Genomic DNA, 23,494 nt, shown 5'->3' with positions numbered 1-23,494 from the left:
AGAGGCCGTGACTGTGCTCACCCAGACCAGAGATGGCTTACGCGCGAAGCCTGCGGAGAGCGACGCGGCCGGCGCGAGTGATCAAGCTGACGATGCAGGGGCTACAGTCGCCGAGGCGGCTTCAACGGCACCGGGCCCGGAGACGAAGTCAAAGCGGCGGCGGCGGTTGGCGGCTCGCCGGATGATCGCGATCGGTGTATTGCCCTGCATAGCAATGGCATTAGGTATCTTCGCTGGCTACGCGAAGTGGCAGTACGGCGCTTCGCGGGATTCCCAGGCCGCCGGAACCCAGGCGGTGCAGGCAGCCAAGGACGGCGCGGTGGCGCTGTTGGGATATCAACCGGACACGGTCGAACGAGACCTGACGGCCGCGCGCGAGCGGCTGACGGGTGGCTTCCGCGAAGCATATACATCGCTGACGCACGATGTCGTAATCCCCGGCTCCAAACAAAAGCACATCTCGGCCGTCGCAACAGTCCCGGCTGCGGGCCTCGTATTGGCAACCGAAAAGCGGGCTGTGGTACTGATTTTCGTTGACCAGGCGACCACCATAGGCAATAGCCCGCCGACGAACACCGCATCCAGCCTGAAGGTGACGCTCGACAGAGTCGCCAATCGTTGGCTGATTTCGGGCTTCGATCCGGTTTAGCCGGGGAACGCAAGGTATGGGTGATGATCATCTGTAGGGAAGAACCGGTCGCCGCAAATGGTGGCGCCCCCGTCGGGGGTTGGATAGACGTGAACTGCCTATCGCCGACCGGTCCAGACCTGACATACGCACAGTTGATCCCGCTGTTGTGCGGCAAACCATGACTCGGGCACGGGCGGTCGAGATCCTGGCCGGTATCACGCTGGCTGCGGGCTCGATGACGGTCGCGCCGGATGCGCACGCGGACAATAAGCGCCTCAACGACGGTGTCGTATCCAACGTCTACACCATTCAGCACCAGGCCGGATGTACGAACGATGTGAAAATCAGTCCTCAGTTGCGCCTGGCCGCCCAGTGGCACACCGACGACGTGCTCACCAACCGAAATCTGGACGGCGACTTGGGTTCTGACGGTTCCACGCCACAGGACCGCGCCAACGCCGCCGGTTTCAGCGGCAAGGTGGCCGAGACCGTGGCGATCAACCCGGCGTTGGCGATCAGCGGTGTCGAGTTGATCAACCAGTGGTACAGCAACCCCTCCTACATGGCCATCATGCAGGACTGTAAGAACACCGCGATCGGTGTCTGGTCCGACAACAGCGTGAACCGCACAGTCGTTGTAGCGGTCTACGGGCAACCGACTTGATCTCTGGACCGGCACGGACCGGCGCACAACATGATTTCGCAGTTCTCGGTAGAAAGAACGGAAGTGAAACGAATTGGATCCCAACCCGGATTACGACGCAAGTGACGAACTGGAATATGCCGTCGACTGGTTCGCCTGGATCCTCAGAGGTGTCCACCCCCCGCCGGCGTACCCGCCCGCATAGCCCGCAGAGGCGGCTGGGTGGACGCGTGGTGCCCGCGCGGTACGGCTGGCACAGGTGTCTCGCGGTCGTCGACGCATCCCCAAGGGGCCCGGCAAGGCGATCACCTACCGGGTGGTGTGCGGCCCCATGTTGATCAGCACCTGGGCACCGCAGTCCTTTTCGAATTTCACAAGAGGTGAGTTAGATGGAGCTATATCGCTGGTTGCGACGTTTCGCGTTGGCGGCTGTGGTCTCACTCGGGTTGTCGATGGGGCTGGTCGTGCCGGCCCGGGCGGCGGCGGAGTACCTCATGGTGCCGTCGGCGGCGATGGGCCGAGACATTCCGGTGGCCTTCATGGGCGGCGGGCCCCACGCGGTGTTCCTGCTCGATCCTTTCAACGCCGCGCCTGATATCAGTAACTGGGTGGCGATAGGGGGTGGCATGAATGCCTTCGCCGGGAAAGGCATTTCGGTGGCTGCGCCAGCCGGTGGAGCCTGGAGCATGTACACCGACTGGGAGCAGGACCACAGCAAGCAGTGGGACACTTTCCTTTCCAGCGAGCTACCCGATTGGCTGGCAGCCAACAAGGGCTTGGCCCCCGGCGGGCATGGAGTCGTCGGTGCTGCGCAGGGCGGCTACGCCGCGCTGGCTCTCGCCGCCTTCCACCCCGACCGGTTCCGCTACGCCGGATCAATGTCGGGGTTCCTCACCCCGTCACAAACGTTTCTCAACGGCGCGATAACCGCGGGCCTACAGCAATACGGCGGCGTCGACACCCGCAACATGTGGGGGCCGGCGCAGCTGGGCCGCTGGAAGTGGCACGATCCGGATGCGCATGCGCAGCTGCTGGCCGACAACAACACCCGCCTCTGGGTGTTCAGCCCGAGGACACTCACCGCGGCGGATCCGGCCGCGATGATCGGCTACGCCGACCAGGCGCAGGGGAGTAACCTCACGTTCTATTCGCACTATCGCGACGTCGGTGGCCAGAATGGGCACTTCGACTTCCCCACCGCCGGCGATCACGGCTGGTCCACTTGGGCGCCGCAATTGGCCGCGATGTCCGGCGACCTGTCGACGACCATCAGGTAAGGGGCGACAACGCCGCCCATGCTCCTTTCGGCTCAGCCAGCGCGCGGCCGCGGCATTGACAGTTCCCGTGGGCCCGCATACCTTACAAACCAATCTAAGCTTGGTTTCTGATGAGAGGCACGAATGACCGCCACCGTCACCCGGCCGGAGATCTCGGTTCGTCAACCCGAAAAATTCTTCGTCAATGGGTCGTGGATACGCCCCTTCTCCGGCACTCAGGTTGAGGTAATCGATTGCGCCACCGAACAACCGGTGCTGCGCTTCGCGGCGGCAACAGCGGGGGATATGAGCGCCGCGATACAGGCCGCGCGTGATGCATTCGACCGCGGCCCGTGGCCGTCGCTGCCCGTCGCCGAGCGGGCTGATTATCTACGCCGCATCGCGGCGGGAATCGACGCCCGCGCCTCTGACCTCAGCGCGGTGTGGAGCATGCAGAGCGGGGTATTGCATGCCGTGGCCCGCGACTACAACGCGTTCAGCGCCGACGTGTTCAACTCGTATGCTGCCCTGGCCGGGACTTTTGGGTGGGAGGAACGACACCAGCCGACCGCGGGCGGGTCTTCCGGCTATCTCGTGCGCGAGCCGGTTGGTGTGGTAGGTGCGATCGTGCCGTGGAATGGGCCGCTGTCCCTGATCGCCCATAAGGTGGCGCCCGCATTGCTGGCCGGGTGCACCATCGTGCTCAAGTCCTCTCCCGAAGCGCCGGCTGAGGCCTGGATCATGGCCGAAATCGCCGAGGAGGCCGGGTTGCCGCCCGGCGTCCTGAACGTGATAATGGCCGACCGCGACGTATCGGAGATGCTGGTAACCGACGCTCGCGTCGACAAGATCAGCTTCACGGGATCCTCGGCGGCCGGCAGGCGCATCGGCGCATTGCTTGGTGGCCGCATGGGCCGGATGACGCTCGAGCTGGGTGGTAAGTCGGCCGCAGTGGTGCTCGACGATGCCGAGGTGACCACCGTGGCCGCGGACGTCGCCGCCAACATCTGCTTCCTGACGGGGCAAGTGTGCGCGGCACTGACTCGCGTGGTCGTGCCCAGGCACATGCACGATGCGGTCTCGGAGGCGCTGTCGACAGCCCTTGCCGCGGTGCGCATCGGCGATCCGTTCGACCAGGGTGTGGCGATGGGCCCCCTGGCCGGTGCCCGTCAGCGTGCGCGGGTAGAGGGTTACCTCGAGCAAGGCCTCGCCGAGGGCGCCACACTTGTCAGCGGTGGGCGCCGCCCCCCGGATCTCGATCGGGGTTTCTTCATCGAACCAACGATCTTCGGCCACGTCGACAGCTCGTTGGCTATCGCCCAGGAGGAGATCTTCGGCCCGGTCCTGACGGTGATCCCCTATGACACCGAAGACGACGCGGTCCGGATCGCCAACGGCACACCGTTTGGTCTCAATGCTTCGGTGTTCACCCCGGACGTGGACCGCGCTTACCGGGTCGCGCGCCGTCTCCGCTCGGGAACCGTTGGTCATAACGCCACACGCATGGATTTCGGCATCGCCTTCGGCGGCATGAAGCAATCCGGGGTGGGACGCGAAGGCGGCCGCGAAGGGCTGCTCGCGTATACCGAGGCCAAGACGGTGATCTTGGACGGCGAACGTTCTGGCGACTGAGATGTGATCGCCGCCGGTCCCGTGGCGCACTCGCATGATTCGGCGGCGTCGTGTCCTGTCCGGTGGCCGCCGCGGGGATCGCGCGGTGGGGAGCACGCCAGCCTCGACTAGCGTCGCTGGGTTCGATCGATCGCCAGACCAAGCTTTTCGAGGTCCCACATTGCCGGGGTCACGCCTTCTGCGCGTAGCAGATGCTTCTGCACACGGGCTGTCGCCTCGGTCAGCGGAAGCGACGACCGGATGTCGATGTAACGCGGCATGGCGAAATAAGGCACTGCAGTCCTGAGGAATTCGAAGATTTCCTCAGGACTTGTGGTCGCGCCCGCCTCAAGCACGATCGATGCCTTGATGTCGTCTTCGCCCAGCGGTGAGGGCACCGCCGAGACCGCGACCTGGGAAACCTTGCTGAATTGGCCGATGGCCGCTTCCAACTCGAAAGACGACACGTTTTCACCACGCCGGCGCAGCGAGTCTTTCTTGCGGTCGACGAAGGTCAGCACGCCGTCGCTGTCGATGATCGCCATATCACCGGTGTGATGCCACGAGTTGCGCCAAGCGGCGGCGGTGGCCTCAGCGTTGTTCCAATATCCCGAGTAGATGCAGTGAGCGATCCGTGGTCGCACGACTATCTCGCCCGGCTCGCCGGGGGCCACGTCGCGATCGTGGTCGTCGACGATCCTGACTTCGACATGCGGACCCGGCCGCCCGAGGGTTCCCGGTCGGCGGGTTTCGGTGAGGGAACCGAAGGCAATCCCGAGGCCCTCGGTCTGGCCGTACATCTCGGCGCCGACGCGGCCGCCGAAGCGTTGCTCGAAGCCGAGCTGGGCGTGCAGCGGAAGGCCTGGGCAGGCAACCAGGCGAACCGACGACAGCGGGGCATCGCCAGGTTTGGCTTGCTGCGCGAGTACCGCCATCGCCATTGGTGGCAAGAGCCAAAGCAGTGTTGCTGATTCCTCCCGCGCGCGGCGCATGAATGTGCTTGCGGAAAAAGACGTCTCGAAGCACACGGCGCCCCGCGGGGCGACGAGGCCCTGCATCAGCACATTGTGGGCTGCCCCGTGGAACAGTTGTAGCGGCGTCAGGATCCTGTCGTCCGCGGCGAGCCAATGGTGTTCGAGGAATACCTTCGGTGCCACCGTGTAGTAGGCATTGCTGAGCATGCAGCCCTTCGATGGACCGGTGGTGCCCGAGGTGTACAGAATCGACACGAGGTCCGCGTCGGTCAGATCGACCGCTGGTGCTTCGTCGGCGGTGTTCTTCAGCGAAAGGTAGGGAAGAACGGGAATTGCGAGATCGGCATCATCATCGTCGAGTTGGTCGACCAGGACGATCTGCTCGAGGGCTGTCTGGTCGAGCAGCGGGGTAAGTGACCGCAACCCAGCGCGGTCAGTTATCGCCACCCGGCTTTGACTGTCCCGCACCTGGTAGGCAAGGAATTCGCCCTTGAGGTAGATGTTTACCGGTACCTGGACCACGCCCGAGCGTGCGCAGGCAAAGAAGACCTCGACCATTTCCTGACGGTTGGGCAGCATCACCAGCAGGCGGTCGCCCTTGCGCATCCCCAGACCCAGCAGCCCGGCGGCCACCCGGGCAGACAATTCATTTACCTCCGCGGCGGTAAGCCACTCGCCACCACACTTGACCAGCCGTTGGAGGGGATCAGCCGCTACCCGTGCACGGAGTGCGTCGGCGACCGTGTAATCCATGTGATTGGCCTCCCTGCCATCGAACGGCGTGGTACCAGGATTGCTCCAACCGGAGTAAATCCAACATCGATCGGTTCGTGGAAGATAACGCCTCCGATAGTAGGGCATCATCACGTTCCGTCGGACAGCCGATCCGCGTTGGTTGCCGAGTCCAAGGACACGTCACGGGCTGCGCGTCACACCGCCGAATGCGGGGAGGTCGTCGAGGGCTGAGGCTTCAGCTACCGCCATAGCCACCTGGTGGGCGAGGCAATCTCACGGCCGACGATCGACTGGTCGCGGGGGCTTCCTCCCTCCGTGGTGCGATGGCGCCGCTGCGAAGGCGGTCCCAACGTCGTCACCCAGGTGTCTGTCAGGCCTGCGTCTTCGGCCCGCTCGGCTCGCCGGGGCTCTTCAACGGCTCGCCCCGATGCCCGCTTCTACGCGCGCCGTGCAGACGATGATGTGGAAAAACCAAACGCTGTGGGATAATATCCTGGGTCATGAAGACCACGCGAACGCCCTTTCTTGTTGTCAACAAAGAAAAATCGCCGCGTAAAGACGTCTATGGCTCGATAGACGACTCGGTGGTGCGTCAGGCGCAGTTGATACGCACCGACGAAGACTCGAGGACCGCGTTCGTGGGGATGCATCCGATAGGCTCGCCGGCCTACCTGCCCGCGTTTTCCCATCTGGCCCGTCTCGGACTGCACGTCGTTGCAGGTGGGACTCGTTACACGACGGGAGATGCCGGCCTGCAGATGGAGAACGCACTGCTCGACCTGGCTGCACTGATACGAGAGACCAAGGAGCGCTTGGGTTACGAGCGCGTCGTATTGGTCGGGTGGAGCGGTGGAGGCTCGCTTATTGCGGCCTATCAGGCTGAAGCGGAGCACAAAACGATCACCCACACGGCCGCGGGCGAACCTTCGGTGATTGCCGACACCGAGTTTCTGCGCGCCGACGGCGTGGTGTTGATGGCTAGCCATCGAAGCCGACACCATCTGTTGACCGACTTTCTCGATCCGTCCATTCAGGACGAGGATCGACCGGACGAGCGGGACCCAGAACTCAACATCTATGACCCGGCGAACCCGAATAAGCCCCCCTATTCGCCTGAATTCGTGCAGAAGTACCGGTTGGCGCAGCTGGACCGCAATCGCCGCATCACCGCCCGTGTGCGTGAGCGGTACGACCGCATGCAATCGACGGGTCGCCCTCACGACGAGTACTGCTTTGTGGTGCACGGCACAATGGCCGATCTGAGATGGCTGGATCCTGCGATCGATCCGAACGACCGGGTGCCCGGCTGGTCCTACCTCGGCGATCCACGCATCGCCAACGATGCGTCATCAGGCCTTGCCCGGTTCTGCACGACACGAGGATGGCTGTCGCAGTGGAGCATTGACGATGCACAAGTTGACGCCATCGATGCTGCGCCACGCATCACGGTGCCTGTGCTGGTCGTGACGAACTCTGCGGACGACGCATGTCCCGCCTCGCATCAACGAGACTTCTTTGAGAGGGTCGCTTCGGAGTCGAAGGTTTCGGCAGTGATCAAGGGCGCGAACCACTATTTCAGCGGCGACGGGGAGCAGCGACAGTATCTCGACGAAGCGGTGGAGTCGGTGCTGGCATGGGGCACGGACAACGACCTACTCATCTAGGAGTAGGCCTGCCTCACTTGGGGAATCGTCGCTCCTTCGGAAGTGACCCATTGTCCGCTGAGCAGCGATCAGTCCGGTCGACGGGAGCTTCCCATCGGCTCGTAGGGCTTCATCCGTCTCAGGTCGGCGACCTTCGGCTCGTTCGCAGTGTTCAGGGTTTCGGGGCGGATCGGGCGGCACCCGGGCGTGCGATGTCATCGGTGGGGCAACCGCACGGCGGCATACCGCGTGTTGCGCACCCGCGCCTCATCGGAGCGTCATTGTGATATGGCTTCGACTACGGGATCGAGTTTGAGGGGGCGGGCAGCCTCAATCATGATGATTTCCCACTCGATTCGCGGATGGTCGGTTCGCTCACGCCGGGACTTTATTCGTGCGCGATCCGGAAAACCGTGGTGGATCCCCTGTGGGTCGTGACTCACCAGGCCCGGTTTCATCGGCCGCCCGAGCGACTTGCCCCCATGGATCAAGGCGATCTCGTCGTAGTCGGCGTTACGGTGAAACCAGGGGATCCGCTCGACACCGTCAACCGATTCAAACGGCCGGGGCAGCAGGTTGATGATGTTTATGCCCTCCGCGACAAGGAACACATGCATGGAAGGCGGCAGATGCAGCGAATCCGACATGATCACGTTCCAGTCCCGAATGTTGAAGGCGAACGGAAAGTAGTCGCCCTTCCAGCCCTCGACGTCACATGGATGATGGTCGACCCAGATCGAGGAATACTCGCCGTCGTACTTGACCGAAATTTCGTGTTCTGCCGTCGCTTCTGCCACCGGCGTGGGCTCGGGCACCCGGATTACGTCAGGATCGAACGGCGCATGCCGACCCAGACCCACGTACGTAGGGGCACGAAGCTCGTCCACAGTCTCGATTCCGAAAAGGAAGGTCTCGTCCCCGTCGACCACCCACCGATGTGTGATGGCCTTCGGAATCACCACGTAATCACCCTCGCCATAAGTGATCGGGCCGAATTCGGTTTCAACGGTCCCCGTCCCGCGATGGACGAACCAGCACTCGTCGCCATCGACATTGCGCCGGAAGAACGGCATCGGTTCGCGTCGCCGGGAAAGCCAGATGCACGCATCAGCGTTGTAGTAGAGCCTCTGAGCCGTCCCTCGCGGGTCTGCCAAGTCGGAAGGCGTGATGTCGGACAACATTACGTTTGTCGAGCGGAACCGTCCCACCGTGCGAAACGTCGTCGGGTCATTGGCCCGATACAAGACTGCCTCACGTCCGTCAAACCCCTTGCGGGTAAGTTCGTCGTCTTTCAGAAGGTCTTCGCCGGACGAGACAGTCGGCAGGTCCCGGTGCGCCTGCCGACTCGTTCGGCCCTTGCTGAACTGGATGAGCGTTCGCATAGCGCGAAAGTATCACCGGCGGCCCAATTTAGCCAGCAGCGTTGGATTATGTGTGATGCGACCAACCTTTGTTCGGCGCCGGCGAGCAGGGATTCGTCGGCATTAACCAAACACCGCTTGACCCTAGGGTTTCGACCTCTCTAAACTCGAACCGTGAGACCTGCCAAGGCGATGCAGACTGACATTTCCCTCGATGCGAGAATCGCCGCGATCGAAGACCATATCGCGATCGCCGAGCTGACCTCGACCTACAACGACGCCTGGGATAACGGGGACGTTGAAGGATGGGTGGACACGTTCGTCCCGGCCGGGGAGTTCATTCAAAAGGGCGTGCCTGAGACAAAGGGGCACGAGGCGCTGCGGAAGATGGTCTCCGCGATGATCCCGGCCGGACTCGTCCACTTGACCATGAACCATCGCATCACGATCGATGGAACGCACGCGCGCCAGCAGGCCAGGGTGATCCTTGGACGCCGGTCGGAACGCAGGGAACCGGGTTCATCGTCATGGGTAACCTCCGGCTCCTACGACGACCGACTCCTGCTCACCGATGACGGCTGGCGATTTGTCAGCCGAACGTTCCGGCCGGACGCCAGTCTGGCCGGGATGCCCAAGTGGTGGTAGCGGCGAGCTGATCGCTGTAATGCGTTGCGTCGAAAGGGTCGACGGCCTGTCACCCTTAGTGCCGGTGCGTTCGCCTAGGGTGTATTCGCCGGCCGTCGACGTCGTGAGGCCGAGACGGCTCGCCGGGCAGATTTCTTCGCGCGGGGAGAACCGTCGGGGGAGACCGCTTGGTCCTGCTGCGCGTGCTCGCCCCCGGCCGGATGTTCGGTGGCAGTGCGGGCGACGGCGTCCATGATCCCAAGGGCTACGACGTCGAAGAGTTCGTCGTCAGTCGATCCACGGGTGACCGTCGCCAATCGGAGGTGGGGGTAGGCTTCGTCCTCCTTGGTCGTCGGTGGCATCGCCTCCCCGTTGACCTGACGCACGGCGGTGCCGATGACGAAGCGTTCAAGGGCCTCGTAGAGTGGAAGGATGATTTCGGCGGGCACACCCCTGCCGATGAGCTTGCGCGTGATAGTTTCCAGAGCTTCAGCACGGACGCCAAGAGTGCGACGCTTGACGATTATCGGGATCAGAGCGGGATGTGCGACGAGAACGTCGCGCAGCTGGCGAGTTCCATCGAGCATCCAAAGCTTCCAGTCGCTGCCGTCCGACTGAACGTCGATCGGAGTTCGTTCGAGGGCGAGTTCGGTGGCGCCGACGAGAATCGCTTCCTTATTGGCGAAATGATGGTAAAGGGAGGCGCCGTTCACCTTGAGCTCAGCGCCCAAGCGGCGGATACTCAGCGCGTCGATGCCATCGGTGTCGATGATGCGAAGCGCCGTCTCGAGTGCCTTCTCGCGTGATATCAAGGGAACTTTGGGGCGAGCCATCTAATGTCCTTGTGCGCTTGCTGGTCACTCCCGGTGGGCCACCGACACGCCCCCACGGTTGAGACCGCAGTCATCGAAATCTGACATCATAGAAATCTGACACTATGAGATTAGCACGGTGAATTAGCGTTGTAGTGCGCCGTACAACATGCTAACCGCCTAAATTCTGAATGCCTCCCCTTAACCAATCGGTGTTGTTGTCGTCTGGTCCGGGCTCGACCGAGCTTCGCGACGTTCGAACGGTGCGCTGCGCCGGCGCGACGATCGGTCCCGGCGGGCGACACGGCTGCCGATCGCGCCGCCCGCGATGTCCGACCTGGCGAAAGCGCCGGCACCGGCGGTATGCCCGACCGGGCACCTCGCCGAGTGAGGCCACCGAGGAGTCGATGCGGCAAGTCGGTGTAAGTGAGGCGAAATAAGCGCCGTTTGGTTCACGGTAGCGATACTGAGCAGGCAAGCGGGCCCGGGCTCGCGGAGGAGCTGGAACGCCGGTGGTGAGACGCGGCCGGACAATCATGATCCAAGGCCGTGAGGCCGCCTTGGCCAGGGATGCGGGAAGCCTGGCCGCAGTCGAGGCAGCGCAACCGAATTCAATGCGCGGGCACGGCGGTAGCGGCCAGGGTCCGGGATCGCGTATCGAGCGTCAGGGTTGTGCGATGTCGCATCCGACTCCACAATCGACGTTTGCGTCCATGGCGGGGTGTACGTGGCCGGCCTAACGTTGGAATGCGCCGTTCCGTGTCACGAAAGCGAGCCCATGACGAAGGTAGCGAGCCCGGCGTGTGACAAAGGCGCCGACCGGCACGCCTTCGAACCGCGCAGCGATATCGAACCCCAGATTCGCACCATCGACGCAGCCCTCCGGTCACGCGCCGCGAAAGACCCAGACGCGCCTTTCCTGAAGTGTGGCGGCCGGTGGACATCCGCTGCCGAATTGGACGGCGTATCCGACGGGCTGGCCGCCGGTTTGGCCGAGCTGGGGATCCGACGCGGCGACCGGGTGGCCACATTGTGCACAAACCGCGAGGAGTGCATCGAGCTCATGTTCGCCTCCGCGAAGCTGGGCTCGATATTGGTGCCGCTCAACCCGTTCCTGCGTGGCGAGTTCCTTGCTTACCAGCTGGCCGATTCGGGAGCCAAGGTCGTCGTGACCGATGCGGCCGGGTATCAGGAGGTCATATCGTCGCCAGTTGGGGTGCTGGAGCGGATCGTCCTGCTCGACGACGTCCCCGCGATCGGCGATGCGACCGTAAGCTGGGGCCAGCTCGGGGCCTCGCGACGGCAGGCCCCCGACGTGGACCTCACCCCAGCCGATCTCATGGCCATCATGTATACGTCTGGTACCACCGGACTGGCCAAGGGCTGCATGTTGAGCCACGGTTACTACACCTATTACGCCGCGCCATGGGCGGAGCGCGGTTGGGTGATCCCGGGCGACCGTATCTTCACCGCGTTTCCGCTATTTCATAGCGGTGCTCACATGGCGGTCATGTTCGCGCTGATGCTCGAAGGTGCGTCCGCGTGCATCGAGACCAGCTTCTCGGCATCGACCTACATTTCCCGGGCCGCCGAGGAAAACGCCACGTGCCTGTTCGGCATCGGCGTGCATGCACTGGCGATCCTGCGGCAACCGGCGAGACCTTCGGATGGTGCGCATCCCTTCCGGATTGCGGGGTTCCCGCCAATGCACCCGGACGATCAGGACCGTTTCGAGGATCGGTTCAAGACGCCGGTTATCGCTGAAGGCATCGGCCAGACGGAGATAACGCCGGGCCTGCTCGACTACGTCGAGGGCCCGCGCAGGCGCGGTGCCAACGGCAGGCCCTGCCACCACGTTGACGTCGAGCTCTTCGACGAGCACGGGCTCGCGGTCGGTGACGGCGAGATCGGGGAACTCGTCATTCGACCGAAGCTTCCGGACGCCATGTTCTCCGGCTACTGGAACAAACCGGAGGCCACCGTACACGCGTGGCGGGGATTGTGGCACCACACCGGCGACTACTTCACGCGCGACGCGGAGGGCTTCTACACGTTCGTCGACCGCAAGGCCGATGCTTTGCGCCGGCGCGGCGAGAACATCTCCTCACTCCAGCTCGAAGAGGCCATCGCGGGGCACCCGAAGGTTGCGCAGGTCGCGGTGTGTGCGGCTCCCTCCGAGCTGGCCGACATCGAGATCAAGGCTTGCATCATCCCGATCCCGGGAGAGGAGATCGATCCGGGGGAGCTCTTCGCTTTTCTCAAGGAGCGATTACCCTACTTCGCGGTTCCGCGATACGTCGAAATTCGTGAGAGTCTGCCGGTGACACCGGCGACCAACCGGGTGCAGAAGGCCGTCCTGCGGGCGGAGGGGATCACTCCCGGAACGTGGGACCTACACCGGCTGGGCTTCGCCATCGGACGTGACGAGCGCCGAGGGTAGGAGTCGCGCCATACCGGAACGCTTTTCGGCACCGCGGTTGCCGGAACCGGCCACGTTTAGCCAGGTTTCTGCTAATCACCGACGAGTCGTCGAGGGGTCTGCGACAAATAGTGCCGGAGACCGCGAAAAACGCTGGTGTCCAAGCGATTCGGTTCTCGATATCGATTGCGTCGAAAATCTTCGCGCGGTGGCCCGCCAGCGCCTTCGCGGCTTTGTCCGATGGCGACCATGAACCTCGACACGCACCGCGTCGGCGTGGCTGCTGTTGTCATGTGACGCGTCTTCTCGAATGAGATGAGCGGGATGTGTGTCGGTGCCGTCGGATCTGGTGACCGGCTCAGCCACCATTCGTGCGCGCGTGCGGGTCCGACCGCTGGTTGGGCAAACCGGGCTAGACGGCCTGGATTCTGGTCCCGCGGCGCAGTGATCGATTGGAGCCCTTGGCGAATGATCGCCGGTCAGCGCTAACGCTGACGTCCGGGCCGGCCGATGCAATGGCTAGGTCATGCTCAACATCTGCCGCATGTTGTCGCCCATGATCATGTTGACCTGATCCGCGGGAACGCCTTCGAGCTCTTCGAGGAAGTCCAACGGCTCGACAACGCCCTCGGGATGCGGCCAGTCCGAGCCGAACAACACCCGCTCGGGGCGCATGTATGTGAGCGTTTCGGGGATGCTCTGCTCGTGAAACGGCGTGACCCAAAAATGCTCGTGGAACACGTCAACCGGGTCAGACCCGAACAGCTGGGGCACGCGTCCGTAGGCGGTCTCTAGCCGCCGCAGTAGGTCGGGCACCCAACCTGCACCCAATTCGAGGGCGGCAACTTTGAGGTTCGGGTGCCTGTCGAAGACGCCATGGCAAATCAACGCGGCCGCCGTGTCGAAGATGGGCCGCTCGAGGTGCAAGGACAACACCTCGGCGAAGGTTCCCGAGGCGAAAGTGCTGATGCTGCTGTGTTCGCCGTAATCCTCGGCATATATCCCATAACCGGAGTCAGCGGCATGGAAACAGATCACAACCCCCGCCTCCGCGGCCCGGGCGAAAAACCGGTCGTGGGCCTTGTCCCCGGGGGAGCGGTTGCCACTGATCGCGCGTACCGGCCCCGGCCGCAGGGTAATCGCCCTGGCGCCGCGCTCGATAGCCCAATTCAGCTCGGACTCGGCCGCCTCCGGGTCGACCAGGCTAAGCATCGGCGCGCAGATGAGCCGGTCGTCGCGGCCGAGCCCCCAGTCCTCTTCAAGCCAGCGGCTGCCGGCGCGGATCAGCGCGTTCAGAGCCGGCGGGTTGTCATACAGCAGCTCTTCTATTCCGAGCGACAACGTCGGAAGCAGCAGAGCCGAGTGGAGACCCTGCGCGTCCATGGTCTTGACCCGGGCTTCGCGCTCGACCCACTCGGGACGAAGAGCCTCGAGCTCACCGGCGAGTTCCTTGCCCGACGCACCCCCCTTATTCCTTGCCTTGAGGTAGTCGACGAGTGCCCCGGGGCTGGCAACCGGGTTGAACGTGGGATTCGGGATCATCCTGAAGAGCTTGCCGCCGATGACGAGGTGGGCCCGCCCGTCGTCAGTGCTCACCCAGCGATACTCGGAGCGATATTGCGGATCCAGGTACCGGGTGTAGGCGTCGCGGGGCTCGTAGTAGTGCTGGTCGGCGTCGGCGACCGGGAACGTCGCTTGTAGCTGCGCCGTCATGTCTCTCCCTCTCAGGTCAGCGTGGGTAGGTCAACTGCGGTGAAGTGCTGCAGCGGTGCGTCGTTTCGAGCGGTGCCCGGTCGTCGCGGTTGCGCTTGAGTACCGGCCTCACCTTGGAGTAAATCTCGGGTGAAGTCGGCCCGGCGAGGGGCGCAACGGACGGAGTCATGGCAAATAGCGACAACGAACGGCCCGTGCACGTGGATTTGGCGGCGCCGTGCGGCGTCCCCGGGGACAATCGAGTGGTCATGATTCGTTGCGTGATCGCGGTACCGAGACACGCGACACTGAGCAGTGTCGCGCTGGCGGCCGACCTTCTGGGCGTCGCTGCGGTCACTGCCGGCGGGCCGCCCGGGCCCCATTCGACAGTGATCGCATCCGTCGACGGCGGCGATGTCCAATTCGGCACGGCGACTCTCCGTGCGACCTCCGTCCTCGCGCGGACGACAGAGTGTGACGTGATCTGGGTTGCCGGATTCTGGGGCACCCCGGCACGCGGCATCGACGATAACGCTGAACTCGTGGCCTGGTTGACGGCGCGCCATGAACAAGGATCGCTCATCGCCGGTCATGGGCCGGCCGCCTTTTTGCTCGCGGAGGCCGGCCTGCTCGACGGCCGGCTTGCCACCGCATTTATCTCGCAGGCGGCCGAATTCGCGCGCCGCTTCCCGGCCGTTGATCTGCAACCGAGCCGATTGATCACCGACGCAGGCGGCGTCTTTTGCTGCGTGGGCATGAATTCGGCCGCTGACCTGCTGGTCATGCTCATCGAACGGACCTTCGGCCGCCAGGTCGCACGATCGGTCGCCCAATGGGCATTGAGCGACTCCCGGCGAAACTACGAGACGGGCATGACCGCCTTTGGTGGCCAGAAGTACCACGGCGACAGTGACATCGCGAAGGTGCAGGGCTATCTCGAGCAGCACTTTACCGAGCCGCTCGCGCTGCGTGATGTGGCGAGAACGTTCGGTATGAGCGCGAGGACTCTGACCCGCCGGTTCAAGGCGGCGACGGGGGAACGGCCCCGCGACTATCTGGGACGGTTGCGGGTCGAGGCAGCCAAAGACTTGCTGCGTGAGACGCAGCTCAGCATCGCTGAGATCTCCTCGCGTGTGGGCTATCGCGACGCCGGGGCGCTATACAGCATGTTCGCCAAGCACGACGGGACTCGACCATCCGATTACCGCCCCATCACGCGCCTCCCGCCCGGGCCGTGAACGTGGCCTGCCGGCATCGCCACCCGTTTGAGCAGTGCACGCGCCGGCTGCGGCGTACCCAACTTGCCTGCCCACAGCGCTTTCTGGTCCGAACGTGCTGCAGGCGACGTCCGTTTGGGGCGTGCCCGACGGCGGCGCAACGTGGCGTGCCCCGCTGGGCCGCGCGGTGTTGACTCGTCCGCGAGGGCTGTTACCATACGCCGATTGGTTATCGGATTCCACCGCGGAATGCTACTGGGCGGAGTGCAGACAGTGAATCTCAAAGACGTAGCTATCGTGGGAGTCGGGGCAACTGAACAGGCCAAGCGGATCCAGGGAGAGACGCTGTTCGGCCTCGTGGTCAGCGCCATGGATTCGGCGTTGGACGATGCCGGCTTGACTCGCGATGACGTGGACGGCGTCGCACTCGAGTGGCCCCGGCCAGGGCGGCCAGAATTAGGGCGTACGGGAGACGCGGCGTCCTGGGGTCGCGTCCTTGGCCATGATCTGTCCTGGATTTCGGATAGCTTCACCGACGTGGCAGGAATCCGCGGTGTGCTCAAGGCGGCCTCGGGCATCGCTGCCGGCTTGTGCGAGGTGGCGGTCGTGGGCGGGGCGCAAACCGGGATGTTCAGTTCCGGGCCGGTAAATGTCCCTGACCCACTGGAGTTCAGCGACATCTGGGATGCCTACGTTGTGCCGTTCTTCGCGTTGGTCGCACAACGGCACATGTACGAGTTCGGGACGACCCCCGAGCAGTTGGCGACCGTGGCCGCGACGATCCGCAATTACGGCTACACCAACCCCGAAGCGGTAATGTACGGGAAGCCGCAGATCACAATTGCTGATGTGCTTGCATCGCGGATGGTCGCCAGCCCTTTTCACCTGCTGGATCTGTGTGTGTCCGCGGAGGGCGGCGGTGCGGTGGTCTTGACGTCGGTCGAACGCGCACGCGATCTCAAGCAGCCAGCGGTGGCCGTCCTGGGTGGCGGAATGCAGTTCCATGAGGCACCTTACAAGAATCCCCCGATCTACCGGACCGTCGGTCGCGTCGGCGCCGCCGCCGCTTCCCGGATGTTCGCCCAATCTGGTTTGTCGATCGAGGACATCGATGTGATGGCGTTGTACGACCCCAATTCCTTCGAGATCATCCGGACCCTGGAGTGTCTGGGCGTATGCAAGGAGGGGGAGGGCGGCCCGTATGTCGAAAGCGTTGGGATTGGTCTTGAATCACCGCTACCGGTAAACGTCGACGGGGGCCTTCTGTCGTACGCGTGGAACGGCATGCAGCACCAAACGCTGCGCATTATCGAAGTCGTTCGACAATTGCGCGGGACCGCGGTGCACCAGGTGCCCAACGCTCGGGCAGGCGTCGCCGCCAACGCGGGATCGGGTGCGAGCCATCAGGAAGTCATCCTCCTCGGAAAGGTCTGATATGCCTCCGAAGCCAGTGCCGAACGAGCTGAGTGCCGCTTTCTGGAACGCTCTCGAAAAAGACGGCAAACTCACCGTGCCCGAGTGCGTTTCGTGCGGTGGGCGTTTCTTTGTCCCCGAACCGCTGTGCCCGTACTGTGGTAGCGGCGACTGGCGGTGGGTCAACAGTCAGGGAATCGGCTCGGTCTATTCGTTCACGGTTGTCCACCAGACCGTGAGTCCTGACCAGCCGACCCCGTTCGTGCTTGCGATCGTGGAGCTCGATGATGGTTGGTCGATGCTGACTCATGTCGTCGACTGCGAAGTGGACAGCGTGCATGTCGGCACCAAAGTCCGCGTGTCCCCTCGCAGATACGACAACGGCGCTACGTTGCCCACGTTCGTCCTCGCTGAATAGTCTGCACACCACTTGCCGCACCATGTTGAAGCTCTCATTCGGAAAAATGCCAGGTAGGGGAACGCCGGTGTGGGGTCGCGCGCATGACGCATAGCCTCACCGCGCTGGTGATCGGTGGCACCGGCCCGACGGGGCCGTTTGTGATCGCCGGTCTTCTGCAACGTGGGTATCGGGTCACGATGCTCAATCGTGGACACCACGAGACCGGTGCGGTGCCAAATTCGGTTGAGCGCATCTACGCCGATGCGTTTTCAGCTGATCAGCTATGCAGTGCATTGTCGGACAGGACTTTTGACCTTGCACTGGTCATGTATGGCAGGACTCGCGACACCGTTCGGCTGCTGCAGGGCCGCGTCGGCAAGCTGGTCACCGTGGGGGGAAACCCCGTCTATCTGGGTCACGGCACGCCGGCAGCGCGCGATCCCGCCGGCTTGCCCGTGCCGGCTCGGGAGGGCGACCAGCTCGCCGACAGCGAGCCGGGCCCACAGACCAACACGAAGATCGCCCGGATGGTGCTCACCGAAAAGACGATATTCGAGTGTCATCCGACGGCGACTCACTTCAGGTATCCAACGATTTATGGTCCGCGGCAAGTGATGCCACGTGAATGGATGGTTCTTCGTCGCCTGCTCGACGGTCGGCGCCACATCATCCTGCCCGACGGTGGCCTGACGCTACGAACCGTCGCCTACTCGGAGAACGCTGCGAGCGCGCTGATCGCCGCCGTCGATCGGTCAGAGTTGGCGGCCGGCCAGACATACAACGTCTGCGACGACTGGACTCCGACACTGCGGCAGTTCGTGGAAATCCTCAGTGCTGCCGTAGGGCGCGAGATCGAGATTATCGACATGCCATTCGATCTGGCCACCCCGGCATGGCCGCTGATGCTGTACGCGGACCCATTTCATCGACTCACTCCCCATGACAAGGCCTTCTACCAGCTCGGGCATGTCAATCCGGTCTCCGTGCACGAAGGGTATGCCCGGACGGCGCGTTGGCTCTTGGACAATCCGCCCGAGAATGCCGCGTACATTAGCCGGAGCGGGGACCCCTTCGACTACGAGGCCGAGGACCGTCTCATCTCGGCATGGCAGAGCGCTCGTCGCGGGCTTGCACCGTTCGCGCAGCAAGCATCGACTGGTTACGTCGACCGCTACAACGCGGCATTTGACGCCGGCGAGGGCGGACCGCGGGAATGGGTGCTTTTGCCGCGTCAGTGACTCTCGTCGATTCTCGAACGTGGTTGACGTTATTTATCAATCACCGTATGGTTAATTGGTCTTTCCAGACATTGCAATTTCCATCGTCTTCCTTCGGCCTTGACGCGAAGATCCCTTCCTGCGCAGGAGGTCCAGGTCATGCCAGAGCAGCTGGCACCGCACGATCAATGGCAAGAAGCCGAATGGGATGCGGTCGCCGACGTTGTCGTGGTGGGAACGGGGATTGCCGGCGGTGCGGCCGCTGTGGCGGCCGCCGGCTCGGGCTCCTCGGTGCTGGTCCTCGAAAAGGCCGCAGGCGTCGGCGGCACCACGGCGCTGTCAGGGGGCGCGATCTGGATTCCCGACAACTTCGCCCTGCACGAACACGGGATCGAAGACGACCGCGACCGACTTATCCGGTACATGGCCCGAAGCGCATTCCCGGCAAGCTACATTGCCGACTCCCCCACCCTTGGACTCGCGGCTGAGGACTACTGGCTGATCGAGACCTTTTTCGACGAGTCCGCCGCCGCCGTCGACGAACTCGTCGCGGCCGGAGCGCTGCAACTCGAGGGTTTCGACATGCCCGATTACTACTCGGACCTGCCCGAGGCAGTGCAGTGGGGTCATGCACTCGCTCCCAAATTGCCCCCCGACTGGCGGCCCGGAGGGCCAGCTGGCGGAATGCTGGTCGTTCAGCAACTTCTGAGCGGATCCGAACGCCTGGGAGCCAAGATCCTGCTCAGGCACACGGTAATCGACCTGTTGAAGAACACGGATGACGAGGTCATCGGTGTCGAGGCGCGACGTGGTCGGCAGACCCGACTCATCGGCGCCAGGAAAGGCGTGGTGTTCGCCACCGGAGGCTTCCTCCACAACACCCGACTGGTTGCGGATTTTCTTCGCGCTCCCGTCCTCGGGGGAGTGGGAGCACCCACCGCGACAGGCGATTTCGTTGCGATCGGCGCACGCGCGGGCGCCCAGTTGTCGGCGATGAGCCAGGCTTGGTGGGATCAAGTCGTGGTCGAGCTGGCGCTGCGCAATCGACAAACGGCACGCGACGTCCTGCACGTCCACGGGGATGCCATGGTTGTGGTGAACAGCCGGGCCGAGAGGGTGCTCAACGAGAAATCGCCCTACTCAGAACGGGGTCTGGCCCACTTCTTTTGGGACTCGGGCCGGCACGAGTATCCCAATCGCATCCTCTTCATGGTCTTCGACGAATCCGTCCGCCATACGGACAGCCGCGGTCTGCCCGCACCGGCCGGTACTCGCACCGGCCGCTTCCCGGTGCCGTACCCGGACGAGTCACCGGAATACCTGATTTGCGGTGAAACACTCGAGGACCTCGCGGCCAACATCGGCACACGGCTTGCCGCCCTCGCGCCGCAGATAGGTGAAGTGCGCCTGGCGTCAGACTTCTCGGCTCGACTGCGTCAGACAATCGAGCGCTTCGGCCAGTATGCCAGGGCGGGGTACGACCCCGAGTTTCTGCGCGGTGAGACCGCGATCGAGAAAGCCTGGGAGGTCGGCGATTCGGCATGGCCGAACCCTGCCATGGCGCCATTCGGCGGTGGGCCCTACTACTGTATCCTGCTCGGCCCCGGCGCCCTGGACACCAAGGGCGGCCCACGCATAGACGCGGCCGCGCGGGTTGTCGGCTGGTCTGGTCAAGCGATCCCAGGACTGTTTGCCGCCGGCAACTGCGCCGCCAGTATCACTGGCCAAGCATATTGGGGACCCGGCACGACACTGGGGCAGGGCCTGACGTTCGGTTATATCGCTGGAAGAAATGCGGCCGCCGAGAAGGTCCGATCCTCGGCCCTGCTGGGAACGGAGATACAGAATTGATCGGCCACGGGCCAGATGGCTTCATGCTGTGGGTCGAGTTCGAAGTCGACGACCCGACCGAGTTCGCCGAGGCGAGCCGTGCCGTCCGAGACAGCGTTGCGCGCAACGAACCTGGTATCAGCGGTTATGACTGGTATTGGGATGACAGCCGCGGCCGGTGCCATGTCCTGGAGATCTATGACACTTCGCAGGCCTTCATCGACCACGTCAAGGGTGAGGCCGCGGTCGTCCTACTGCCCGGCCTCGAACGGCATGCCAAACTCGTGCGCGTCGAGGTCCATGGATGTCCCTCCGAAAAGGCGAAGAAGGTGCTGATTCGTAACGGCGGCATCATGTTCCACAGCATGTAGGGCGGAGGCGGCTACCGTCATCGGTGGCACGGGAAAGCATCCGTTCACGGAGGGATCGCCCACGCCACCGTCACTGGCGGCGCCCAAAGCCCACACGCTGCGACACGCTGCGATAGCCTGGCCTCCAGTTGGGTCCTCCGCTGCGGGCACCGTGCATTCCCTTACCAGACAGCATCACTCACGTCGGTAATGCGCTCAACCGCTGCCGATAGCACCCCGCCGCCGGTGGTCGGTCAACCGTTCACCGGTAGACCATGCCTCCGTCGATCTCCCACACCTGTCCGTTGACCCACTCTCCGTCTTGGGACATCAGGTAAGCGACCGCAGCCGCGATGTCCTCGGGGACGCCTACCCGAGGGCTGTGCGTCGAAGCGCGAAAGGCGGCCATGCTCTCTTCGGTCTGGGCCCGGCGCGCAGCCTCGGTGAGCACAATCCCCGGCGCGATGGCGTTGGCGCGGATACCGTCTCGTCCATATCGAGTTGCCAGATGCCGCACCAGCGATTCGATCCCTGCCTTGGACGCGGCGTATGCGGGTTGAGCGGGGAGACCCTGCTGGGACGCCGAGGAGGACGTGCAGACGATCGCGCCGCCTCCCGCGGCGAGCAGATGGGGCAGCGACTCCCGAATGATGACGGCATACCCCACCAGGTTCACCGAGAGCGTCCGGGTCCACGTGGCGACATCCATCTGAAGCAGCGCGCGGTCGGCCTTGAGGTGCTCGGGCCTCAGGTCTGCCGCATTCGCATGCACCCCGTGCAAGCCGCCGAGCGTCTTCGTCGTCGATTGAACCAGCTTCTTGATGGACTCTTCGTCACCCTGGTCATAGCACAGGCCTATCGCGCGACCGCCGGCGCTCTCGATCTTCCCGGCGGTATCCCGCGCCGCGTCGGCGTCGAGATCCCCCACGGCGACCGTGGCGCCCTCTTGCCCCAATCTGCACGCGGCAGCGGCGCCGATACCCGATCCGCCGCCTGCTACCAGGATGACCTTGTCGTCGAGCGCTCTCATCGTTTGCTCCGTCTTGGGTGCCGTCTGGTGCAGGGTGGGCCGAGCAGCACGGCGCCGCCCAAGGCGAGGTTCTCACTCCCGGTCTCGGTGTTCAGCTGTTCTCCTCGGCGATGATGATTGCGCGTTCTGGGCAGTTCAACGCCGCCAGTGCAACGGCTTCCCGTTCGTTATCGGGCACTACGCCGTCTCCGGCGGCGGTGACATATCCGAGATCGTCGGATACGAAGACGTCGGTGTCGAACAGCAGGCAGCGGTTATGCCCCTGGCAGGCGCCGCTCACGGTTACCTTCATAGGTCTTCCCTCCCGTCAGGCCGGGGGGTACACCAGCCGCACGGTACGCGGCCCCCAGACGTGCCCCGTGGCGAACGTAACGCTGTCAGGGTCCTCCAGCTCGAACTCCGGTATGACCTGCAACCATTCCTCGAGGGCTATCCGCAGCTCCAAGCGGGCGATCGGCGCGCCGACACAGCGGTGGATTCCGGAACCGAAGGCGATGTGGCGGTTTTCGGCGCGGTCGACGACGAATTTGTCTGCGTCAGGAAACGCGTCGGGGTCTCTGTTCGCTGCCGGCCAGGAAAGCAGCACCATCGACTCCGCCGGTATGGTCACCCCACCCACGCGGGCGTCCCTGGTCGTTTCACGGCTGAGGGCAACCGGCGAGTAGAACCGCAGCGCTTCCTCGACGGCTGTCGGGATGAGTTCCGGTTCCGAGACCAGGCGCCGCCGGTCTTCCGGGTGCGTTGCGAGGTGCAGGAATGTGCTGCTCAGCACGGTCCACGTGGTGTCCAGGCCGGCGAGCAGCACGACCATCAGCAAGGCGACGAGGTCCTGACCTTCCAAGCGCCACCCGTCGACTTCGGTTGCCATCAACGTGGAGATCAGGTCATCGGTGGGCTGCTCGACGCGCCTGGCAACCTGTTCGCCGAGGAACTGCCCGAGCTCGCCGACCGAGTGCAGCATGGCATCCTGGTCGATCGATTCGATGCAGTCGTGCGCCCACTGGGTGAACTTATCCTCCATCTCGGACGGAACTCCCATGAGCGCGCACATGAAGCGGAGTGGGATGCGCTTGGCGTAGACCCGAGCGACGTCGCAGTGTGTGGTGCCGCGCAGGGGTTCCAGGGTTTCCTGCACGATCTTGCGAATCGTCGGCTCCCATTTTTGGGCGCGGACCTGGGTGAAGGCGGGGAGTAGCAGTCTGCGGTAACGGGCGTGCAGGGGTGGGTCAGCGGTGACAGGCGGCCGGTCTTTGAACTCGGGACCGAATTGGGTCTTCGGGATGACGACTTCCCGCGAAGAGAAGGTATCGGTGTCCCTGGTGACCGCTGCCACGTCGTCATATTTGGTGACGATGTAGAAGCCGTCATCCATGTCACTGTGGGCGACCGGGCACTTACTCCGGAGTTGGTCGTATGCGGAGTGCGGGTCGCGCATCGTCTCCTGGTTGTAAAGGCTGAACGATCGAGCGACCTCTTCGACGCTCACCATGCAACACTTCCTTGCGTGCTCGGAGGGCGGTAGCCCGTAGGTGGTTATTGGTCCGCAGCCCACCAACAGTGGTCGCGAAGCCCAACTGAGGCCCAGGGCAGCGGAGCTCGCCAGTCAGTGCGGCGCGGAACGTGTTACTCAGAGCAC

General features: G+C 63.8%; 19 protein-coding genes and 1 pseudogene. 13 read left to right on the top strand and 7 right to left on the bottom strand.

The features are described 5' to 3' along the window. Positions 1-13: 13 nt before the first annotated feature. The 4 genes and pseudogenes from G6N56_RS08570 (at position 14) to G6N56_RS08550 (ending at position 4,162) form a co-directional block, all read left to right on the top strand. The gene (locus G6N56_RS08570) at positions 14-649 is read left to right on the top strand and encodes a hypothetical protein (RefSeq protein WP_232069253.1); all 636 of its coding nucleotides are present in this window, start codon (positions 14-16) and stop codon (positions 647-649) included. Positions 650-866: 217 nt separating this feature from the next. Further along, positions 867-1,479, top strand: a pseudogene (locus tag G6N56_RS08565) (CAP domain-containing protein). A 247-nt stretch (positions 1,480-1,726) separates the two neighbouring features. Next, positions 1,727-2,551 carry an alpha/beta hydrolase-fold protein gene (locus G6N56_RS08555; protein ID WP_232069323.1) on the top strand — a complete coding sequence of 275 codons (825 nt, stop codon included), beginning with the start codon at positions 1,727-1,729 and terminating at the stop codon, positions 2,549-2,551. Between the two features lie 123 nt (positions 2,552-2,674). Continuing rightward, a complete protein-coding gene (locus G6N56_RS08550) occupies positions 2,675-4,162 on the top strand; it encodes an aldehyde dehydrogenase (RefSeq protein WP_085254916.1) in 1,488 nt (495 codons plus the stop codon). Between the two features lie 107 nt (positions 4,163-4,269). Here the strand turns inward: G6N56_RS08550 and G6N56_RS08545 are convergent, their stop codons facing one another. Beyond that, on the bottom strand, positions 4,270-5,868 hold the full coding sequence (locus tag G6N56_RS08545; protein WP_158090700.1) for an AMP-binding protein: 1,599 nt from the start codon (positions 5,866-5,868) through the stop codon (positions 4,270-4,272). Positions 5,869-6,350: 482 nt separating this feature from the next. Between G6N56_RS08545 and G6N56_RS08540 the strand changes: the two genes are divergently transcribed. Beyond that, on the top strand, positions 6,351-7,514 hold the full coding sequence (locus G6N56_RS08540; RefSeq protein WP_085254918.1) for an alpha/beta fold hydrolase: 1,164 nt from the start codon (positions 6,351-6,353) through the stop codon (positions 7,512-7,514). A gap of 257 nt (positions 7,515-7,771) precedes the next feature. Here G6N56_RS08540 and G6N56_RS08535 read toward each other — a convergent pair whose 3' ends face one another. Further along, a complete protein-coding gene (locus tag G6N56_RS08535; RefSeq protein ID WP_085254919.1) occupies positions 7,772-8,875 on the bottom strand; it encodes a homogentisate 1,2-dioxygenase in 1,104 nt (367 codons plus the stop codon). A gap of 153 nt (positions 8,876-9,028) precedes the next feature. On the opposite strand from G6N56_RS08535, the gene G6N56_RS08530 reads away from it, so the two are divergent. Then, positions 9,029-9,499 carry a nuclear transport factor 2 family protein gene (locus G6N56_RS08530; protein ID WP_142280511.1) on the top strand — a complete coding sequence of 157 codons (471 nt, stop codon included), beginning with the start codon at positions 9,029-9,031 and terminating at the stop codon, positions 9,497-9,499. A 74-nt stretch (positions 9,500-9,573) separates the two neighbouring features. On the opposite strand, the gene G6N56_RS08525 is transcribed toward G6N56_RS08530, so the two are convergent. Continuing rightward, positions 9,574-10,311, bottom strand: a complete 738-nt coding sequence (locus G6N56_RS08525) for a TetR/AcrR family transcriptional regulator (protein WP_085254921.1) — start codon at positions 10,309-10,311, stop codon at positions 9,574-9,576. Between the two features lie 757 nt (positions 10,312-11,068). Here G6N56_RS08525 and G6N56_RS08520 point away from each other — a divergent pair. Then, positions 11,069-12,730 carry an AMP-binding protein gene (locus G6N56_RS08520; RefSeq protein WP_142280512.1) on the top strand — a complete coding sequence of 554 codons (1,662 nt, stop codon included), beginning with the start codon at positions 11,069-11,071 and terminating at the stop codon, positions 12,728-12,730. Between the two features lie 498 nt (positions 12,731-13,228). On the opposite strand, the gene G6N56_RS08515 is transcribed toward G6N56_RS08520, so the two are convergent. Then, positions 13,229-14,422, bottom strand: coding sequence for an amidohydrolase family protein (locus tag G6N56_RS08515; protein WP_085254923.1), 1,194 nt, complete (start codon positions 14,420-14,422; stop codon positions 13,229-13,231). A 167-nt stretch (positions 14,423-14,589) separates the two neighbouring features. Between G6N56_RS08515 and G6N56_RS08510 the strand changes: the two genes are divergently transcribed. The 6 genes from G6N56_RS08510 to G6N56_RS08485 all read left to right on the top strand — a co-directional run bounded on the left by G6N56_RS08510 (position 14,590) and on the right by G6N56_RS08485 (position 20,849). Then, positions 14,590-15,639 (top strand): GlxA family transcriptional regulator, encoded by a 1,050-nt coding sequence (locus G6N56_RS08510; RefSeq protein ID WP_085254924.1) that lies wholly within the window; start codon positions 14,590-14,592, stop codon positions 15,637-15,639. Between the two features lie 360 nt (positions 15,640-15,999). Beyond that, positions 16,000-17,052 (top strand): thiolase family protein, encoded by a 1,053-nt coding sequence (locus tag G6N56_RS08505; protein WP_232069251.1) that lies wholly within the window; start codon positions 16,000-16,002, stop codon positions 17,050-17,052. Between the two features lie 16 nt (positions 17,053-17,068). Beyond that, positions 17,069-17,449 carry a Zn-ribbon domain-containing OB-fold protein gene (locus G6N56_RS08500; RefSeq protein ID WP_197746662.1) on the top strand — a complete coding sequence of 127 codons (381 nt, stop codon included), beginning with the start codon at positions 17,069-17,071 and terminating at the stop codon, positions 17,447-17,449. Positions 17,450-17,532: 83 nt separating this feature from the next. Next, the gene (locus tag G6N56_RS08495) at positions 17,533-18,669 is read left to right on the top strand and encodes a Rossmann-fold NAD(P)-binding domain-containing protein (protein WP_085254926.1); all 1,137 of its coding nucleotides are present in this window, start codon (positions 17,533-17,535) and stop codon (positions 18,667-18,669) included. 138 nt (positions 18,670-18,807) lie between these two features. Further along, positions 18,808-20,499: an FAD-dependent oxidoreductase gene (locus G6N56_RS08490; protein WP_085254927.1), complete on the top strand. Its 1,692-nt coding sequence runs from the start codon at positions 18,808-18,810 to the stop codon at positions 20,497-20,499. Next, complete coding sequence (locus G6N56_RS08485; RefSeq protein WP_142280513.1) at positions 20,496-20,849, top strand: antibiotic biosynthesis monooxygenase; 354 nt, start codon at positions 20,496-20,498, stop codon at positions 20,847-20,849. The genes G6N56_RS08490 and G6N56_RS08485 overlap by 4 nt, the downstream gene beginning before the upstream one ends. Positions 20,850-21,090: 241 nt before the next feature. On the opposite strand, the gene G6N56_RS08480 is transcribed toward G6N56_RS08485, so the two are convergent. The 3 genes from G6N56_RS08480 to G6N56_RS08470 all read right to left on the bottom strand — a co-directional run bounded on the left by G6N56_RS08480 (position 21,091) and on the right by G6N56_RS08470 (position 23,347). After that, positions 21,091-21,858: an SDR family NAD(P)-dependent oxidoreductase gene (locus G6N56_RS08480; protein WP_085254929.1), complete on the bottom strand. Its 768-nt coding sequence runs from the start codon at positions 21,856-21,858 to the stop codon at positions 21,091-21,093. Positions 21,859-21,949: 91 nt separating this feature from the next. Beyond that, positions 21,950-22,150, bottom strand: a complete 201-nt coding sequence (locus G6N56_RS08475; RefSeq protein WP_085254930.1) for a ferredoxin — start codon at positions 22,148-22,150, stop codon at positions 21,950-21,952. 15 nt (positions 22,151-22,165) lie between these two features. Beyond that, complete coding sequence (locus G6N56_RS08470; protein WP_085254931.1) at positions 22,166-23,347, bottom strand: cytochrome P450; 1,182 nt, start codon at positions 23,345-23,347, stop codon at positions 22,166-22,168. Positions 23,348-23,494: the final 147 nt, after the last annotated feature.

Origin of the sequence: Mycobacterium saskatchewanense, from assembly GCF_010729105.1 — a bacterium.
Taxonomy (GTDB): Bacteria; Actinomycetota; Actinomycetes; order Mycobacteriales; family Mycobacteriaceae; genus Mycobacterium; species Mycobacterium saskatchewanense.
Note: the sequence above shows the minus strand (reverse complement) of the source record. Positions and strands in the feature narration are given on the sequence as shown.

Coding starts and splice junctions, on each gene's coding strand:
- G6N56_RS08545 (WP_158090700.1), bottom strand. CDS start 5,868: ATGGATTACACGGTCGCCGACGCACTCCGTGCACGGGTAGCGGCTGAT.
- G6N56_RS08535 (WP_085254919.1), bottom strand. CDS start 8,875: ATGCGAACGCTCATCCAGTTCAGCAAGGGCCGAACGAGTCGGCAGGCG.
- G6N56_RS08540 (WP_085254918.1), top strand. CDS start 6,351: ATGAAGACCACGCGAACGCCCTTTCTTGTTGTCAACAAAGAAAAATCG.
- G6N56_RS08470 (WP_085254931.1), bottom strand. CDS start 23,347: ATGGTGAGCGTCGAAGAGGTCGCTCGATCGTTCAGCCTTTACAACCAG.
- G6N56_RS08490 (WP_085254927.1), top strand. CDS start 18,808: ATGCCAGAGCAGCTGGCACCGCACGATCAATGGCAAGAAGCCGAATGG.
- G6N56_RS08475 (WP_085254930.1), bottom strand. CDS start 22,150: ATGAAGGTAACCGTGAGCGGCGCCTGCCAGGGGCATAACCGCTGCCTG.
- G6N56_RS08515 (WP_085254923.1), bottom strand. CDS start 14,422: ATGACGGCGCAGCTACAAGCGACGTTCCCGGTCGCCGACGCCGACCAG.
- G6N56_RS08555 (WP_232069323.1), top strand. CDS start 1,727: ATGGGGCTGGTCGTGCCGGCCCGGGCGGCGGCGGAGTACCTCATGGTG.
- G6N56_RS08480 (WP_085254929.1), bottom strand. CDS start 21,858: ATGAGAGCGCTCGACGACAAGGTCATCCTGGTAGCAGGCGGCGGATCG.
- G6N56_RS08520 (WP_142280512.1), top strand. CDS start 11,069: ATGACGAAGGTAGCGAGCCCGGCGTGTGACAAAGGCGCCGACCGGCAC.
- G6N56_RS08495 (WP_085254926.1), top strand. CDS start 17,533: ATGACGCATAGCCTCACCGCGCTGGTGATCGGTGGCACCGGCCCGACG.
- G6N56_RS08550 (WP_085254916.1), top strand. CDS start 2,675: ATGACCGCCACCGTCACCCGGCCGGAGATCTCGGTTCGTCAACCCGAA.
- G6N56_RS08525 (WP_085254921.1), bottom strand. CDS start 10,311: ATGGCTCGCCCCAAAGTTCCCTTGATATCACGCGAGAAGGCACTCGAG.
- G6N56_RS08510 (WP_085254924.1), top strand. CDS start 14,590: ATGGCAAATAGCGACAACGAACGGCCCGTGCACGTGGATTTGGCGGCG.